Here is a 17,485-nt window from a genome sequence, read left to right as displayed (position 1 = left end):
TGCTGTATTCGCCTCCCGCCCTATTGCACCAGATAGGCAGTACCGCACTGCACATCATGAAGTTTCACATCCGCCTCGACCAGGCTCAGGCCCAGCAGCTTCAGCAGTTCTTCCAGCAGCGCGCTCAAACCTTGCAATACAGGGTCTAACAAAGCGACAACCAAACTTAGAACGGCACCCACCAGGTTGGAGTCTTTAAAGACCAGCACCTCTACCGCGCCTGTCCGGCATTCGCGCATGGCTTTCTGGCCACCTATACCGCCAATCACACAAGCCAGATCGCTCAAGGGAGCACCCAGCAGGGTTGTCAGCAAATTATCGACAAAGCCCAGAGTTCCGCCCAACACACCAATCAAACCGTTCTGGCTCATGGTGCGGGACAGTTGCTCCATGCGTTCCTTGGACCAGTTCATCTCGTTCACAACGGCAGAAATTGAGCGGCCCGCCCCATCACCGACCAGACTTTCTGCCATCTGACGTTTACCGGAAGCGCCACTCCAGGGCGTGTTCAGCAAGTCGCCCAGAATGCCCGACAGAACCGCATCGGAGAGCAGGCGCACACTGCGGGACAAGTCCAGCTGAGTTGCGTTCACGGTTGCTTCCGAAGGCTCGCCCGGAGGCGCGGTCAGCGTCACATGAACCGGGTTTTTGGTATCAATCAGGGGCAAGGTGACTTTGGCAGTCAAAGGCAAGATACCCAGCACATTGATGACACGATGGCGCTGAATCTGCCCGAAGGATTCGTCCTTGCAGCTATTGCTGGTCGAGAAGAAATCCGAATGCGGGAACTTGCCCAGACACACATTCACCAAGGAGGATTTGACCGCAATCGTGGCCTGATTCTCGGCAATCGGGGCACGGCAGATATTGACGAGCTCCCCAGTGGCTTGGGACAACTCGATAATGACCGGCAAGCTGACTTCGGTTCCCAGCACCTTCAGGATCGGGCCGGCCAATGGAATCTTGGAAGTATCCAGATTCAGATAGACTCGCACACCTGCCGAGTTCGCTTTAGTGCCTATCCCGCCCATGGCGATGCTGGGCGGCTCCACAACCCGCACTCGCAAATCCAGGGCGTTATTGAACATATTGGTCAAACCGGAAGGCAGCGCAGTCAGGTTCAAATCAATCAGATTCTTGCCATTGGCCACCACCAGTCCCGTGTTGACCAGTTGCAGCACGTCCAGGTTCACATTCAAGGCCGACAAGGGATCCACACCATCGATCAAGGCCAGAATACCGCCCTCACCCAGCAGTTTGACGGGCAAATCCAGAGGCCCGACGCCCAGCAACAAGCGGATGTATTCCTGCAAGGCCCCAACGTCCAGACCCAGTGTTTTTTGCTGGTCCAGCAAGGCCAGACTGGCACTTAGCAAATCGGCCAAAGTCAGCTGCTCCAGCCGGGCCAATTCTTCAGGTGTACCCACTCCTGCGATAACCGTGGCGGGCAATCCCAAGGCTTTCAACAAACCGGAAGGCGTAATCTTGGCATTGACCAAACCGGCCGAGTCCAGCACCGTCAACTGGTCCGGGCGCAGGCCCACGCCGCGCAGCAGGTTATAGACCAGACCATTGCGCTTCAAGGACAAAAGGCGACTGCCCACGGAGAAGGTCGCAACCGGCTCACTGTTCTTGGCGGTGGCAACCGCCTCAATCACCGAGGAAGTAAAGAAAGGGAACAGGGAAGGCGGCTGATAGCTCAAATGCACGCGCACGGAATCAGCGGGCAAGGAAGAAACAAAACGCTGGGCCGGATCACTGTGGCTGCTATTCCATTTACCGCAAAAGACTTTGGCACCATCGCCCGTCAAACCCGCAGCAGGCGAATCGGGCTGGCTATTCAGGCTGAACCTGGCCATGCTTTCACCTTGCTGGCAGCCCAGCGCATCCCCGGAACCCAAGGCCTGCGCCCCCGCCAGTGCAGCCAGGTCAGCCGCGTTTTGCAGCCCCCGCTTCACATGGAAGTTATGCCCCAGGTGCGCCGCCCCCAGCAACACCAGCCCCACCAGTAACGCGGCGGCTGCAGGCACAATAATGGAACCTTGCTGCTTATGTGCCTGCTCGCTCTGGGTTCGAGTTCTTCCCCATTTCATCTCGCTCTCCTGACCCACTCCAGCCCTGTGGGCTTTAATCACTGCCGTTTGTTTTGATGCGCTCTTTCATGTACTCAGGAATGGGATGCTTGAAGCTCTCCAAATAGCGCTCCCAGGCCAGATTGGCTGCCGCACCATGCACCGGCAAGACCTTGCCTTCTCGGTCCGGGTCGGCCTGCATGCTGAGCAGGCTGCGGGTATCAGGCCCCACCTCGATGCGCGGCGGAATATGGCGGCGCTCGTTCTGTACATGCACAGGCAGGCCCTCCACTTCAGGCCAAGGGTGTACTTCCTCATCACTCAAGCGGTACTTCTCGTAAGGCTGACGCTCAGCAGGCGCTGTTTCTGCCGCCGGAGCGGCCGGTGTGTGCACACCCTGATTGCTGGCCGCTGCCGGGCTGGTGCTGACCGGGTAGGTGCTGGTGCCTGAAACCATGGTTCCAGTCAGCGGAGCTTGTGTCTGCGCCCAGGCACTACTGGCCATCAACAAGGTGCAGCAGGCCAAAATGCGGGATCGGTTCATTGCGATATCCTTGAAAAAACGGCAATCAATTCATTGACGAAGACACAGGGCCCAGGCTTTCCAGCAAGGGACGGTTCAAGCCCGCTTGCGTAGAAGAAACCACAACCGCAGCAGGACGAGTCACGGCCGGGTTTGGTGCCTGGGCGGATCGGTTCAAGACCACCTGGCCCATCGCCGTCGGAGTAGCCGGACTCAATGCCACCGCCTGGGCTCTGGCCTGCTCATCCTTTGCAGCCGCTGCCATGCGCAGCTCGTGTTGTTTCTGCATTTGCTGACGGGCGTGCAATTGCTCCAGATCCTGTCCAATCTGTTCGGCCATCTGCACAATGGCTTGCTGGGTTGCGGCGTCCATACCTGCTTGCTGCATCACAAAGCCAGCCCGTTGCGTTTCCTGGCTGACCAGCAAATACAAGGCCATATTGCTCAGTATCTTGGGGTTATCCGGGGCCAGTTCGGCCGCCTTGCCCAGGGCCAGACGTGCTTCCTGAGGGCGACCGGAACGCAAGTAGGCATAAGCCAGATCGCTTTGCACAATCGCATTCGTGGGGTCTTGCCCAGCCGCTTGCTTGAGGAAATGAGCAGCCTGATCAAAGTGTTCTTGCGAGCCAGCAATCAAACCCAAACCTTGATAAGCCCGTCCGGCCACCGGCGTATTCAACAGGGCCTTGAAGGTGTGCGCTGCCTGCTCCAGCTGTCCGGTTTGACGCTGTGCTTCAGCCCGCAACACCATGACCTCCGGGTCTGCGCCATATTCCTTTTCCATGGCTTCGGCATAGGCCAGGGACGCAAAGTAGCGGCCCTGTTTTTGCGTCTCTTCCAGCATGCGTACCGCCATCTGCTTGTCTGTCGGTCTGCGCTTTTCCCAATGCTCAATTTCCTTGCTCTGCAAGAAGGCTTCCTGTTCCTGTTGCTGACGCACCAGCTCATAGGCGGAGTCCGTGGTGGAACACGCCACCAGCAAAGTACTCCCCAAACCCAGCGCAGCCCAGCGCATCAAGGGACGAGTCCATATCGACATTTTCATCAAAGTCACCCTCCGGCCACTTGGCTCAAGCCACGGAACAAGGCCAGAAAACCTGACCCCGCAGTAATAATCAACAAGGCAGGCAGCAAAGTCAGCACCATGACGCCCGTCATCTTTACAGTCAGTTTGCCCACCTTGGCTTTCAGCTCCAGGCGACGCTGCTCGCGCAAGCGCACACCGAAGCGGTGCAGGGGTTCCTGCATCGCACCACCGTGCTGGTCCACCTGCACAATCAGGCGACAGATCACGGCCAGATCCTCGTTGGTAAAGCCGCTGGCAATCCGCTCCAACGACTGTTCACGAGTACGACCACGGGCATATTGCTCGACCGCAATGGTCAGCTCTGAGCCCATGACGGGAATCACGTCATGGAACTCGCGCTCGATAGTGTGCAAGGTCTGGTCCATGGACAGGCCCACGCCTTGCAGCAAACGCAGCAAATCCACAAACAGGGGCAACTCCGCAGCGATACGCAGACGACGTTGCGAGACCCGGCGCGCCAGCCACCATTTGGGCAGCATCCAGCCCAGGGCAAAGCCAATGAACACAGACACAAACGGCACATACTCATTCAGCCTGCGAGTCATGGGCAGCAAGCTGAACAGGACAATCAGAACGATGCTCAGGCCGACTCGACTCAGGACGAAATACTGCCGCGCCACATCAATGTGCTTGAAGCCTGCATTCATGATGAGTACGCGATCTTCCTCGCTAAGCAGGCTGGACCCGAAGCGCCCTTTCAGCCAGCGCTCGCCCAGACTGCCTGCCTGCATCTTGATCTGTTCCACCGTCTGGCGAGATTGGCTGGGCGCCTGCGTCATGTTCGGCGCGCCTTTCAGGCGTTCATCCACCGCCTGGCTCAAACGCATGGCTTGCTGACGCTGCTGCCAATGGTTGTGAAACCACAAGGCAAACAGAATCAGGCCAGCCAGAGCGCAAGCCACAGCTCCCCAGACCAGAACGGTTTGTGCTTCCAAGGCCATCATGTCTTGCTCCTAGACATTGCGTGCCATCCAATACAGCCAATAACAGCCCACACACTGCAAGACTGCTGCGAACAGCAGCATGCGAAACCCCACCGGGTCGTTCCACATCGTCAGGAACAGCTCGTTATTGAAAATCAGAATGTAGACACCGATCAGGATCGGCAATAACGCCAGAATCCAGGCGGACAGGCGCACCTCGGCAGACAAGGCCACCAACTCGCTGCGGGCGTTTTCCCGGTCTCGCATGAAGCCGGCCATACGTTCCATGGTCTGATCACTGCGACCGCCAAAACGCATTGCCACACTGATTACAGCGGCAACCAGAAAGAGCTCGTGCAAGCCGTGCTGACGCGAAACAGCACGCAAGGCTACGTCCAGATCCTGCCCGGAACGGTGCAGGGAATTTGCATCCTGCAATACCTGGCCCAGGGGTTGTGGCGTGTTGTCAGCCGCATTCAAAAAGGCCGCTCCCATGCTGTTGCCAATGGTGATCAAGCGCACCATCAGATCCAGAAAGTCCGGAATTTGAGAGACGATTTTGCGGTGTCGCTTATCGCTGCGAAACCACAAAAAGGTATAGGCGCCCAGTACGGTGGCAAGCAGCATGGCCCCACCTGCAACCGGCCCGACAAAAGCCAGCAACAAAGCAGGCGGCACCAGCGTGCCCAACAGAAGAATCAGATAAAAACGGCGTGAAGGCTGAATGCCGGTGCGCAGCATGAACTCCCGCCAGCCTTTGGGTGCTCCCAACCAGGCATCCTGCGTACTAGGCTGGGCTCGTACGCTACTTTGCACCGCCGGGCGCAAAGCCAGCTGCTGCTCGAGCACCTGTGCCGAACGCTGGGCCTGCTGACGCTGAGCACCCTTGGCCCAGAGCAGCACCGCGCCCAGCATCAGAATCACAGCCGCCAAAGCGATATACAAAGCCATCATTTAGCGTCTCCAATCCCAGAAACCACCGCCTTCTTTAGGCGTGTTGTCCTGAGCCTGAACCTGCTCATTAGCCAGTTGATCGCGGTACTGCATCAGCTTGCGGGTATGAGGATGAATGCCCAGGCTGACCCAGCGATCCTGCTCGGTGCCATCATCCAGCACATAGGATTCGTGGCGATACAGCTCTTGCATGGCAATCACACCATCGCCCATGCCGGTAATTTCCGTAATGGACAGCACCCGGCGCTTGCCATTGGGCAGGCGGCCAATCTGAATAATGAAGTCCAGCGCGCTGGCGATCTGTCTGCGCAAGCTGTCCTCGCTGCCCTGAAAGCCCGCAAACCCGGCCAGCATTTCTACGCGATACACACATTCGCGCGGCGAGTTGGCGTGGATCGTGGCCATGGAGCCTTCGTGACCAGTATTCATGGCTTGCAGCATGTCGATGACCTCGGCACCCCGCACTTCCCCCACGACCACCCGGTCCGGACGCATACGCAAGCTGTTGCGCAGGAGTTCGCGAATCGAGATTTCGCCGCTGCCGTCATACCCGGCCTGACGTGCTTCGAGGCGCACCACATGCGGGTGATTCAAGGCCAGTTCGGCGGTATCTTCCACCGTTACGACACGCTCGGTTTTGGGGATGTAAAAAGCCAGGGCATTGAGCAAGGACGTCTTGCCGGAGCTGGTCCCGCCAGAAATCAGAATATTGCAACGCGATTTCACTGCGGCTTGCAGCAGCCGGTCCACCGGCTCGTCAAACGCGCCCAAACGCATCAAGTCTTCAGGCTTTAGCGGGTCCTTGCGGAACTTACGGATAGAAACCATGGGGCCATCCACCGCCAGGGGATGAATGACCACGTTCAGGCGGCCACCATCGGGCAAGCGGGCATCCACCATCGGAACCGACTCGTCCAGTCTGCGTCCCAACGGAGCCAGAATACGGCGCACGATACGCAGCACATGCTGATCATCCGTAAACCCACTGGGTTCCTGGCCCAACACGCCACCGCGCGACACAAACAGCTTGTCGTAACCGTTGATCAGAATATCTTCAACCGCCGGGTCCTCCAGCAGGTCTTCCAAAGGCCCCAGGCCCGCCAGTTCGCGGGTCAGCGCCTGCACGATCTCGCGCACTTCCTGTTCGTTGACGGGCACCCGTTTCAACCGAACAAAGCTGGCCAATTCGATGCCAACAAAATCCTGTATGGCCTGCCGTGTCCAGCGACCAAACTCGGCTCCCAACTCTTCGATGCGAGCCAGCAAATGTTCATGGGCCTGTTCCCGGACCTGAATCAGGTCGGGACGCCCACCGAGCAATGAAGTATTGTTCATGCCTTACTTTTCCATGCTTGGGCCTGTTCAGCCCCCGAACCTGAATTTCAACCGTCCCAAAACCGTACTGACCTTGTTTTGTGACAGCCCCTGCCTGCGCCCCGTCAAACCCGATGCCAAACTTTGCAAGGCACGGGTATAGGGGTCCTTCTCATCTACTTGCACCAGAATCTTGCCCAGACCGGCGCTGCGCATATGCCCAAGACGCCGATCCGGCAGCACGGCGGCCAACTCCAGATCAAAGCGCTCGGCAATGGCCTGCCCAGAAAAACCGTAAGCTGGATCAAACTGATTCACCACCAGACGCACATTGGCCAGCGCATCGAACTGCGCACGCAAGGCCATGAACTCGGCCAGAGACACCAGCGCCCCCATGCTTTGGTCTGTGACCACCAGCACCTCGTCCACCAGCGATTCCAGTTCCACCAGAAAACGCGGATTGGGAAAACCGCCAGCATCAATCACCAGGCAGCCCATGCGTTCACGCAAATAACTGCACAAACCCAGCGAATCTTCCAGACTGATTTGATTCAAGGTATTCACATCGGCGGGCAAAGACAGCAGGTTCAAGCCGCTGCTGTGTTGTGCCAGTGCCGAATGCAACATGGTGTCGTCCATTCGATGACGCTGTGATGCCGCCTGAATGAAGTCAAATTCCGAACCCAGGCCCATGTACAAGGCACAGTCCCCGGTAGGTGCTCCCAGATCCAGCAAACCGACTCGCTCGGACAGCGGCACCAGTTCAACCGGCAAGGGCTTGGCCGACGTCAAACCTCGTACTTCCTTGCCCATGCGGTTCATCTCTTGTTGCAAGAGCCAGGCCAGACTGCTGGCAGCGGTACTGCAACCGACACCAATACGCGCGCCCATCAACAGCACACTGCGAAAAGGCTTGTCCAGCAAAGGGCTGTGCTGGGTCTGACCCAGCTTTTCAATCAATATCTGCAACTGATGATGCAGATCTTCGTTCGTGTCCAGGTTCAGGAACTCGTTGGCACCCGCCCGCAAGGCATTGACGGGGCCTTGGGGCACGGATGCCCGCCCTACCGCCACACGCTGCACACTGGCATCGAGCCGCGCCAGACTGCGTACCAAACTTACTACCTGTCCGTTCTCTTCCCCATGCTGTCCATGAACAAAGTCAAAAAACACCAAAGGTTCCGCTTGCTTGGCCAGCTCCCGGCGCAAACTCTCGGTCGTGGGCTCAATCGCCCTTACCGTCAGGAGCCCGGCAGCTGCCGTGTTGATCATCACAGCCAGCTCGGGGTGCTCTGTACACAAGAGGTATTCCCGATATCGTTGCACGTCACCACTCCACGCGCTTAGCGCGAAAACCCTGGCATCTGCTCGTAACCATGGCGGCCCAGCAAGAAGTAGCCCCAGGCATTGGGTGCGTCATCCAGTTTTTCCTGACGACCACCCGGCAAGGCAATCGTGGCGCCTTTCTGGATAGGTTTGATCAGACGGGGAGTGACGACAATGACCAGTTCCAGCTCTTTCTGGCTGTACTGCACGTTGCGGAAAAAACTACCCAGAATCGGCAAATCCCCCAGGAAGGGAATCTTTTTGACGGCAGCGGCGGTTTGGCGCGACACCAGCCCGCTGATGATGTAGCTTTGGCCATCACCCAGCTCAATAGTTGTATCGGCTCGACGGGTACGCAAAGAAGGCATCACCCCGCCACCGGGCATTTGCACCACATTCGAGTAATCCAGATCACTGGCTTCAGGGGCAACCTTCAGGGCAATACGTTCGGGAGACAGCACCGTTGGCGTTACCGTCAGACCGATCCCGAAAGGTTTGTACTCCACCGTCGTTGTTCCCAAACCGCCCGAACTGGGGATAGGAATTTCGCCACCGGACAAAAAGCTGGCGCTATGACCTGACATGGCCACCAAAGTCGGCTCGGCCAGCACACGGGCCAGGCCATTTTGCTCCAGCAGATTCAAGGTCGCACTGAAGTTGCTCGAGTTGTACCCCAGGCTCAATCCACCCGTTAAAGCCTTGGGCAACAAGTTCACCCCGCCCGACCAGGGCTTGCCGCCAATGGCATTGGCACTCAGGCCAATGTCTTTCATGACTTCGCGGGAAACTTCCACCACTTTGACTTCCACCTGCACCATGCCACTGGTGCTGACCTCGGACAGGTCCAGCACCGGCGCATCCGGACCAGTGCCGGAGCGTGCGGCGGCCATGGCATCCTGGTGATCCAGCAAAGAGGGGCTGCTACCCGTAATCAAGGACTGCTGCCCGGCGCTGGACACCTGCGCCGACATGGGGCGACCCGCCTGTGCCAGTTGCTGTTGCACTTGACTGGTCACCTCAATCGTCCAGCGATCCGGATTCGTGCGACCAGGCATCCAGACACGCAAATCAGCCGTACCCGCGCGTTTGCCGATCAGGAGCACCTCGCCGCGCTGCCCGGCCGATGCAGACAGAATTTGCACATCCGCCACGCTTTCATCGCTGATCGCCACACGCTGCGGAACTTGCGACAAGCGCAAAATATCCTGATCGTTGGCCACCAGACGTATCACCTTCTGACTGGCGCTGGTTTGGGCCGTTTGCGCCATCACCGGCACCGGTGCCAAACCCGACAAGCAGAGCGCATACCAGCACCCCAAACCCAGACCTGCTTTTTTGATTTTCTGTCTCATGTGTTTAATCCATGCTGCCTTGCGTCGCGTCTCGTCAGCCCTCACAGGCAGGCTGACCCGTCCCCACAACAAGCTCTGTATTGCTTAATACTGAATGACCTCTAAACGGCCCCCGCGAATAACTTCCGTGCGGCGCGGCGGCGCAGCATGCGGTTCTCCGCTGGCCAGGGCTCGTGCCTGCACCTGTTCTTTTTCGGTCTGGCTGATTGCAAATTCACGCAAGCCCAAACCGGCCATGGCGCGGTTATCCGGCAGTTTCAAGGCATCGCGCTGATCCGCATCCAGACCAGCACGCGCGGGAATCAGACCCGCAAATTCAGGGAACAAGGAGGCGTCCGGCAAGCTCTCGTCCTTGGGAGCACGCAAGACCAGTTGCAGGCTGCCGCTACGGCTGGCCAGCAGGAGTTCGTTCACCGACTCCAGGGGGACGGCCAGCATGGCGTGGCGCGCCTGAGTCTCGGCACGATTCGTCGCATTGGCCTCTGCCGGATCTGGCCCGGACAGCGAAGCGCCGCCATAGGCCAGCACGCGCACACGCGACATCAACAGGCGGGCCTGGGTGTCATTGACTTCGTTGTTGCTGTTAAAGGTAATGAAGATATCGACCAGATCGCCCGGCTCTACCCTGTGGCTGGCGCCAGTAATCACATCAATGGGAATGGTGACGGCGCGCTCACCCTCTTCCAGATAGCTGGCCAGACTTTTGGCGATGAAGCTGCTTAACACTGGCTGCCCTTGGCCCAAGTCAAAACGCAGGGTTTTCCCGCTCAAGGCTTCCAGCGTGTTGAAAGACTGGGCAGGGGCCGCAGGCCACTGCGCCAATTCCAGGGCATCAGCCTGCAAGGTTTCCCCCGCTTTCACATCCCGTTTGAGCACGACCACCGCCTGCAAGTTGGCCGCTGGCTCTACGCTTTGCGTGCTGAGCACAGGCTGGACCACCTCGGGTTTGGGCTTCATGCCCAGGTACAAGGCAAACGCAACCAATACGGCTGCGATCAGCAATAAAAGGACTGCCGCCCCCTTCATAATGCCGCTCATTAATGTGGTCTCCTGAGTACGAGTAGTGTCTTGGCGCTTAAGCTGCGCAATTGATCTGCCTGACCCTCTTCAGGCCTGAACAGATCCAGGGTTTGAGAAAGAATTCCGGGTTCAAGCTCCAGCTTCAGGGAAAGCTGGGCGCAGTCATACTGAGGCTCCGAGGCACAAGCCTGGGATTGAACATCCGCACTCAGGTCGCCAAACCAATGCAAGAACGCGTCGCTCTTGGCTTGGCCCCTGCCATAGTTCCTGGCCAGTTCCTGATTTATAAAAGGCGCGATCTCATCGGCATTCTTGACCTGCATCGTCGCTTGGCGAGAAAGATCGCCGACCAGATGGTCCATTTTTTGCTTGGCCAGAAACAAGGAACTGAAGGTGATGATGCCGCTGAAGATCAACAACAGAATCCCCACCATCAAGGCAAACTCGATGGCAGCAACACCTTGCTGACGTTGTGCAGCAGAAAGGAAACAGGCGGCACGTGTCATGGCGTGTCTCCCGCTGTGCCCACTTCACCAGCAACCAGCAGATTGATCTGCGCATTGCCCTTTAACTGTTCGGGCACAACCAGCGCAAACAAGGTATCGGGAGCAAAACGAGGAATCAGGGGGGCTTGCAGGTAGTCGTACACAATCCCCACACGCAGCTCATCACTGAGCAAATCTGTGGTGATGCGAACATGCTCACTGCCTACCCAAGTGCTTAGCCACTGCACCTGATCGGCGGCCACTTCCTTGGCCCGATTTACTCGTGCTTGCAGGCGATCCGGACTGAGCATGGGGCCACCCGGACCTGCGCCTGGCTCCAGCAAAGCAGCGCGGGCACCGGATTCGGCCGCAAAATTAAGAGACTGCTGCGCGGTCATGATCAGACCGAACGTCAGCAAGCCATACATGAAAAGAAACAACAATGGGAAAACGAATGCAAATTCCAGTGCGTAGGCTCCGTATTGGTATTTTTTATCTACGCCACGCCGTTTTGCTAATTGGCCCTCTCGTGGGGGCTTTATTGATTTTGCATCCATACCCACCCCATTGTTGCAAGGGATAACCAGGCCCCTAAAGGCACACTACGCGCCTTGACGCGGGTTCCCGGCAAAGCAAATCCGTACTTACGTTCCAAGGATGGAATCAGCACCAGCACCAAGGCATGCAAACCCGCCAATACCGTGCCAAACAACACCACCATGCCTGCTTCCTTCCACCCCAGGGCCAGGCCCAGCACGGCCATCAGCTTCACATCGGCCGCACCCATCAAACGCAATAACCAGATTGGATAAAACACGATCAAGGCGGCGGCAAAACCGATCAGGGAGTCCCCCCAGCCCGCCACCCATCCCCAGGGAAGGCCATAGGACACACTGACAAAAACCTTGTGCAACAGAACCGCCAAACCATAAAAAACTAATAAGGCATTAGGGATTTTCCGGAGCTTCAGATCGCTATAGATAATCCGAGAGGAAAAGAAAAGCAGAATAAAAATAAAGGAAAGCTTAATTAAAACGGGCATAAGCATCAGCCATTCAAGCTAAAAGGCACAGCCAGGATTTAAATGGCTGATGCTCAAACAAGACTTACTCTTTAATTTGTCCCACTAGCTTCTGTTGCACCACTAACGGCCTCAGAGACTTTTTGGAACATTGCCTTCAAGTCTGTTCCCACTGCGGTCAATGTCGCTATGATCGCCACAGCGATCAGCCCTGCGATCAGGCCGTACTCAATAGCCGTTGCACCGTCTTCATCGTTCCAGAATTGCTGAAGTTGAGTCTTCATGACTGTCCCCATTCAAAAAGAAAAAATTACCCTCAACAGCGAGGATTCAAGGCCCCTTGGGGCACAACACTTTGCCAACTTTGGCAACTTCCACTGCTAACTGTTATCAATTTTTGTATTTTTCAGTTGAAATCATCTTAAACCCATGTATGTATCTGTTTTTACTAGGGTTTACGTGTAACAAACATCAAATACACAAACGAATTCTAGCCCAAAGATACGAAAAACGCATGATTGTGTATTTACAACAGCCAATTTCCCATAGAAAAAGGCCAAAAAACAGCTAATTTGAAACCTTTACTTACCTGTATTGTGTCGAAGTTTGTTAATGTTACTGTTTTTATCATTTCAGAATGCAACAGAAAAACTGACCGGCTACTGCTGCAAGACGTCTGCAAGCCAGCTTTAATTACTTGAAAGAAAGTAGCTTTTTTTCAATTTATTGCTGTTAGCAAGGGAAAACCCGCGCAGCCCCAACTAAGCATGAATACAGACATACAAGACTGTTTGCTAACGAGCTAAATCAGGGCTATTTTTTTTACGTTTCAAAATGTAATAGTTAAAGTGTTTTAAAGCACTAAGAGGAAATACCCTGCTTTCAAACAGCAAAAAGTGACAGCGAAGTTAAACTACGGCACAGTAGAAAAAAGCGCCCGATTTACAGCGAATAATGATTAATGAATATGAATCCCAAGCATCACTTGTCACTGGCCTTCCTTAGAAAAAAAAATCCCAGCCTGATTGTGAGCTTGGGATTATTTATGGGGCTGGCCACTACTGGTTCAGTAAGTTGGGCGGACGCCCCCTTGCGGGGGAACCCGGTCGACTCTTTGCCGCCCATTAATGCACCGGCCCCCAGCACGCGTGCGCCATCTCTAAACATTCCGCCCGCTGCCGCCCAGACTCAATTGCAGCAGCAACTACAACTGCAAGTGGTGGTGCGCAGCTTTGATGTCAGCGGCAGTCGCAGCATTCCTTTTGAACAGATCACCGCGATTCTGGAACCGCTGGCCGGTAAAACGCTTAGCATTGCCCAGCTGATCAACGAGGTGAACAAGATCACCGCCCTGTATCAGCAGCAGGGCTACCCCCTGTCTTTTGCCATCTTGCAGCAACAGGACTTTGCACAAGGACACATCAAGGTCACGGTGGTGGAAGGCCATGTAGGCAGTGTTCGTATTGAAGGCGATCCAGGACGCAGCCAGGCTCGCATCGAGCGTATCGCCAAAGCCATGGTGGATGAAAAGCCGCTTACCCAGCGCACGCTGGAGCGCACCATGAATCTGCTGCGCACCGTTCCGGGCCTGAAAATAGATCCCAAGCTGGACATGCCCGTACGTACTGATGGCGCCTCCGAGCTGGTCATCAATGCACAGCACAAATCTTTCAGCGCAAATGCCAGCGTGGCGGAAATGGGCTCCAGCAAACAGGCTCTGGTGCAGTTAAGCGCCAATAGCCTGACGCCTTTGGGCGAAGAGCTGAAGCTGACTGCCGCCATCCCCACCAGCTCTGAGGACGTGAAGTACGTCAGCGGCAACCTGACCATTCCCCTGACCGGTAATGGTTTGAATCTGGAGATTGATGGCTATCACTACCGTTCCAAGCCGCGTGATGAAGTTCTGGAAAGCCAGGGCTGGAACCGCAAGGTCATCAACGAACGTATCGGGGCGGCAATCAGCTATCCCTTTATTTTGAACAATCAACGCAGTCTGAAAGGCACGGCAGGTTTTTATGCCAGTCGCTCCCTGGACGACTACACCCACAAGACGCTGGACAATGTCTGGATCGAGAACACCACCGACGTACGCGCCCTGAAGGCTGAGTTGCGCTATACCGATGCCTCGCAGCGTCAATCTCGCGAGGTCAATCTGGGGGTGTACAAGGGTCTGGATGCCATGGGTGCCCGCAAGTCTCTGAACACCTACTTGCAACGTGATGCCGAGTCCGATCTGGACTTGGACTTCACCCGCTGGACCGCCTCTTTCAAGCAGAATCTGGCCTTGCCAGGGCAATTTGGCATGAGCTTTTCGGCCAGCGGCCAGTACAGCTCGAACGTCCTGCCAAACTCCGAACAGGTTTCTTTTGGTGCCTGGCGACATGGCTATGGCTATCCGCAAGGCGAGCTGGCTGGCGATAAAGGCATAGGCGCCACGCTGGAAATCAATCGACGCTTTACGAACTCCTCCACCTGGCTCAACAACATTCAGCCCTATATTGCCTATGACTGGGCACGCGCCTGGTACAACCTGGAGCGACTGAACAGCTATAACAATCGACGCCTGCGTTCCGCTGCCATTGGTGTACGGCTGTCCAATAACAAACACTATCTGTTTGACATCAACGTCGCCAAACCGCTGGGCGATTTGCCGGTTAACTCCGACAAACGCAAAGTACGCTTGAACACCAACTTTCTGTTCTTCTACGACGGTTTTTAGCAGGCATCCTGCCGGTACCCTTACTGCCGATTTTTCCCCAAGGCCATCGCAAGATGGCCTTTTTTGTTTTCCATTTCGGCAGATTCCGGCCTCAGGTGTTACGAAAAACGTTACGTAACAGGAACGGAACACCCCACAAAAACAGCCCTAAACACGCTCACACCGACCCTGTTTTTTGATGAAATCCTGATCCACAAAAACCAGAAAAACTCACAACACATTGATTAACAACAATAAAAATAAAACACAACAACAAAAACAGAACTTGGCACGCTACTTGCTTCATGTCTATCAACAGCCCTTGAAGGGCGTGCTTACACTTCAAATCGGAGTCAGACATGAAAGCAAGGAATTCAGCAAGAAACGCCTCGGTACACCGCAACTTGCAACGTGCCGTTGTCGCTACATTGGTCATCAGCGCCGCCGTTCTGGCCGGTTGCTCCTCGCGCGGCGGTGTTCGCGACGGCCTGGATGTGTCGGTTCGCCCCCCTGTTGTTGACCCTAACCTGCCCAAGCCCGGTGACGGCGGTACCGGCGGTGGCGACAACGGCGGCGGCAATAACGGCGGAAACAACGGCGGTGGCAAGGACACTAGCCTGACCCAAAATGCACTGGGCAATCTGGGCCAGGCTGTCGACAACGTAGTGCCTTTGAACCTGAGCAAAACAGGCAATCAACTGGGCAAAACGCTGGATGGTGCGCTCAAACCCGTTACCAATATCGTGACGGATGCCACACGCACCGTCGGTGGTGTGACCGGACTGGGGCAGCCCGTCAACGGCTTGACTACTCAAGTCGGCGGTGTAGTGACCAATCTGGGCGATCAACTGGGCAAAACCGGCCTGCCCCTGAACCTGGGTGAGGGTGCGGGCGGTCTGCTGTCCCACTTGGGTCAAGCCGTGGGTTCGGTCGGCGGCTTGCTGGTCAACGATCCCAAGAATCCCAATCCACTGGGCAACACCTTGCACCACGCCACCAAAGGCATAGAAGTGCTGACCGGCTCCTTGCTGGGAGAAGGCAGCCTGCTGCATCCATTGACAGCGCAGCTAGGCCTGGGGGGTATCTTGCTGGCAGAGGGGGGAGAGCCTGTCCTGCAGCCTGCACTGGGCAATATCGGACAAACCGTAGATAACATTCTGCCACTGGGGCTGAACCCTATTCTGGGTGATGTGGGCGGTGCTTTGGACAACACGGTAGCGCCTGTGGTTGCCACCGTCACCAATGTGACCCAACAAGTGGGTGATGGCCTGGGCGTTGGCCGACCCATCAACGCCTTGCTCGGTGGTGTTGGCAGCGCTTTGGGTAATGTGGGCAGCCAACTGGACAATGCAGCACCTCTGGGGCTGGGCGGTGTGGTAGGCCATTTGGGTCAGGCCGTCGCCTCGGTGGGTGGTGTACTGCACAAGACTGATGCAAATACCAACCCCCTGGGTAATACCTTGAATCACGCCACCCAGGCCGTCGCCTCCCTGACGGGCGGACTGGGCGGTATCACAGGTGGAGAAGGTGGTGGCTTGCTGGCACCCGTTACCGGGCTGTTAGGTGGTGTGGGTGGCGGCGATGGTGCTAGCGGTGGATTGCTGGCCCCTGTCACCAGCTTGGTCGGTGGACTAACTGGTGGCTTGGCTGGCGGCGACGGCGCGAGCGGCGGCTTGCTCTCCCCTGTCACCAATCTGGTCGGTGGATTAACTGGTGGCTTGAGTGGCGGTGACGGCGCGGCCGGCGGCCTGCTCTCTCCCGTCACCAATCTGGTGGGCGGTTTGACTGGTGGCCTGACGGGTGGTGATGCCTCCAACGGTGGCTTGCTGGCTCCTGTCACGGGTCTTGTGGGTGGCATCACAGGCAGTGTTTCGATCGGTGGTGGCGCAGCAGCGGAAGGTCAGGCTGGTGGTGGATTGCTGGCACCCGTTACCGGTTTGGTCGGTGGTCTCGTCGGTGGCCTGACAGGTGGCGTCAACGTACAGGCAAACGCTGGCGCAGCCGGCGGCGAACAAGCCAATGGTGGTTTGCTGTCCCCGGTAACTGGTCTGCTCGGTGGCTTGCTGGGAGGTGGCCGGAAATGATGAATAAAGTCATGAACCCGGTCAGTTTGCCAGTGAGCTTTCATCCTGGCGCCCAAGGCGCCGGGGCTCGCTCCAACTGGTCCTCACACAGCGATGAGCAAAGCATGTTGTCAGAAAAGATGTTGATGGATCTGGGCAAAATGCTGGGCCGTCAGTTCACCATCTACGCAGAAGCCCTGAAAGCCAGCTTGGCCGAAGAAGCGAATATCCCCTTGAATGATTTCAAAGCACTGGAATACATCATGGAATTCGATGCATTGCCTACAGGTCAGTTGGCTCATTTGATGGACTTGAGTGCCAGCGGTGTCAGCGCCCTGATCAACCGTCTGGAACACAGGGGCTACATTACCCGCGGCCGCCACCCCCTGGACAAGCGTGTGATTGCCTTGCATCCGGTAATGGACAAATGCCGTGAAGTCCTGGCTGTGAAGGAACGTGCTATCAACCAGGCGATCAACACGGCAGCGAATCAAAACCCTGCCCAGCTGATTGCCATGTACGACTTTCTGGTCGACAGCATGAGCACCTTCAGGCAAAACACCAAAGCCTGGCTGGATGCCAAGGCCCTGGTGCCACGAGCCTCCTGAGCACCCTGCTCAGCCCCTTCGGAACCGCTGCTTGTCAGC

Annotated in this window: 16 protein-coding genes; 3 read left to right on the top strand and 13 right to left on the bottom strand. The window is 56.6% G+C overall.

Features of this window, described 5'->3' with window-relative positions; all coding sequences use genetic code 11:
• Positions 1-20 precede the first annotated feature (20 nt).
• The 13 genes from ACFPDR_RS04915 to ACFPDR_RS04855 all read right to left on the bottom strand — a co-directional run bounded on the left by ACFPDR_RS04915 (position 21) and on the right by ACFPDR_RS04855 (position 12,361).
• Positions 21-2,093: a pilus assembly protein TadG-related protein gene (locus ACFPDR_RS04915; RefSeq protein ID WP_083053243.1), complete on the bottom strand. Its 2,073-nt coding sequence runs from the start codon at positions 2,091-2,093 to the stop codon at positions 21-23.
• A gap of 34 nt (positions 2,094-2,127) precedes the next feature.
• Complete coding sequence (locus ACFPDR_RS04910; protein WP_052159417.1) at positions 2,128-2,616, bottom strand: DUF3613 domain-containing protein; 489 nt, start codon at positions 2,614-2,616, stop codon at positions 2,128-2,130.
• A gap of 25 nt (positions 2,617-2,641) precedes the next feature.
• A complete protein-coding gene (locus tag ACFPDR_RS04905) occupies positions 2,642-3,640 on the bottom strand; it encodes a tetratricopeptide repeat protein (RefSeq protein WP_302356966.1) in 999 nt (332 codons plus the stop codon).
• A gap of 5 nt (positions 3,641-3,645) precedes the next feature.
• Complete coding sequence (locus tag ACFPDR_RS04900; RefSeq protein ID WP_226348973.1) at positions 3,646-4,626, bottom strand: type II secretion system F family protein; 981 nt, start codon at positions 4,624-4,626, stop codon at positions 3,646-3,648.
• Between the two features lie 9 nt (positions 4,627-4,635).
• Positions 4,636-5,559 carry a type II secretion system F family protein gene (locus ACFPDR_RS04895; RefSeq protein ID WP_060186403.1) on the bottom strand — a complete coding sequence of 308 codons (924 nt, stop codon included), beginning with the start codon at positions 5,557-5,559 and terminating at the stop codon, positions 4,636-4,638.
• Positions 5,560-6,894, bottom strand: a complete 1,335-nt coding sequence (locus ACFPDR_RS04890; protein ID WP_051316243.1) for a CpaF family protein — start codon at positions 6,892-6,894, stop codon at positions 5,560-5,562.
• 27 nt (positions 6,895-6,921) lie between these two features.
• Positions 6,922-8,199 carry an AAA family ATPase gene (locus ACFPDR_RS04885; RefSeq protein ID WP_238441763.1) on the bottom strand — a complete coding sequence of 426 codons (1,278 nt, stop codon included), beginning with the start codon at positions 8,197-8,199 and terminating at the stop codon, positions 6,922-6,924.
• A 17-nt stretch (positions 8,200-8,216) separates the two neighbouring features.
• On the bottom strand, positions 8,217-9,551 hold the full coding sequence (locus ACFPDR_RS04880) for a type II and III secretion system protein family protein (RefSeq protein ID WP_203145588.1): 1,335 nt from the start codon (positions 9,549-9,551) through the stop codon (positions 8,217-8,219).
• 84 nt (positions 9,552-9,635) lie between these two features.
• Positions 9,636-10,589, bottom strand: a complete 954-nt coding sequence (gene cpaB / locus ACFPDR_RS04875) for a Flp pilus assembly protein CpaB (RefSeq protein ID WP_115633944.1) — start codon at positions 10,587-10,589, stop codon at positions 9,636-9,638.
• Positions 10,589-11,077 carry a TadE/TadG family type IV pilus assembly protein gene (locus ACFPDR_RS04870; protein WP_035272108.1) on the bottom strand — a complete coding sequence of 163 codons (489 nt, stop codon included), beginning with the start codon at positions 11,075-11,077 and terminating at the stop codon, positions 10,589-10,591. Before ACFPDR_RS04870 ends, cpaB begins: the two co-directional genes overlap by 1 nt.
• The gene (locus ACFPDR_RS04865) at positions 11,074-11,613 is read right to left on the bottom strand and encodes a TadE/TadG family type IV pilus assembly protein (RefSeq protein ID WP_137431152.1); all 540 of its coding nucleotides are present in this window, start codon (positions 11,611-11,613) and stop codon (positions 11,074-11,076) included. The genes ACFPDR_RS04870 and ACFPDR_RS04865 overlap by 4 nt, the downstream gene beginning before the upstream one ends.
• Positions 11,595-12,098: an A24 family peptidase gene (locus ACFPDR_RS04860; RefSeq protein ID WP_371476421.1), complete on the bottom strand. Its 504-nt coding sequence runs from the start codon at positions 12,096-12,098 to the stop codon at positions 11,595-11,597. The genes ACFPDR_RS04865 and ACFPDR_RS04860 overlap by 19 nt, the downstream gene beginning before the upstream one ends.
• Before the next feature lie 71 nt (positions 12,099-12,169).
• Positions 12,170-12,361 carry a Flp family type IVb pilin gene (locus ACFPDR_RS04855; RefSeq protein WP_115634052.1) on the bottom strand — a complete coding sequence of 64 codons (192 nt, stop codon included), beginning with the start codon at positions 12,359-12,361 and terminating at the stop codon, positions 12,170-12,172.
• 761 nt (positions 12,362-13,122) lie between these two features.
• Here ACFPDR_RS04855 and ACFPDR_RS04850 point away from each other — a divergent pair.
• The 3 genes from ACFPDR_RS04850 (at position 13,123) to ACFPDR_RS04840 (ending at position 17,446) form a co-directional block, all read left to right on the top strand.
• Complete coding sequence (locus ACFPDR_RS04850) at positions 13,123-14,796, top strand: ShlB/FhaC/HecB family hemolysin secretion/activation protein (RefSeq protein ID WP_321217348.1); 1,674 nt, start codon at positions 13,123-13,125, stop codon at positions 14,794-14,796.
• A 338-nt stretch (positions 14,797-15,134) separates the two neighbouring features.
• Positions 15,135-16,859 carry a collagen-like triple helix repeat-containing protein gene (locus tag ACFPDR_RS04845; RefSeq protein ID WP_240688256.1) on the top strand — a complete coding sequence of 575 codons (1,725 nt, stop codon included), beginning with the start codon at positions 15,135-15,137 and terminating at the stop codon, positions 16,857-16,859.
• A complete protein-coding gene (locus ACFPDR_RS04840; protein ID WP_226348979.1) occupies positions 16,856-17,446 on the top strand; it encodes a MarR family winged helix-turn-helix transcriptional regulator in 591 nt (196 codons plus the stop codon). The genes ACFPDR_RS04845 and ACFPDR_RS04840 overlap by 4 nt, the downstream gene beginning before the upstream one ends.
• Positions 17,447-17,485 lie beyond the last annotated feature (39 nt).

It is taken from the genome of Alcaligenes sp. GCM10023179 (assembly GCF_042653705.1).
Lineage (GTDB): Bacteria > Pseudomonadota > Gammaproteobacteria > Burkholderiales > Burkholderiaceae_B > Alcaligenes > Alcaligenes phenolicus.
The sequence above is the reverse complement of the archived record's forward strand: the minus strand, read 5'-3'. Positions and strand labels throughout refer to the sequence as shown.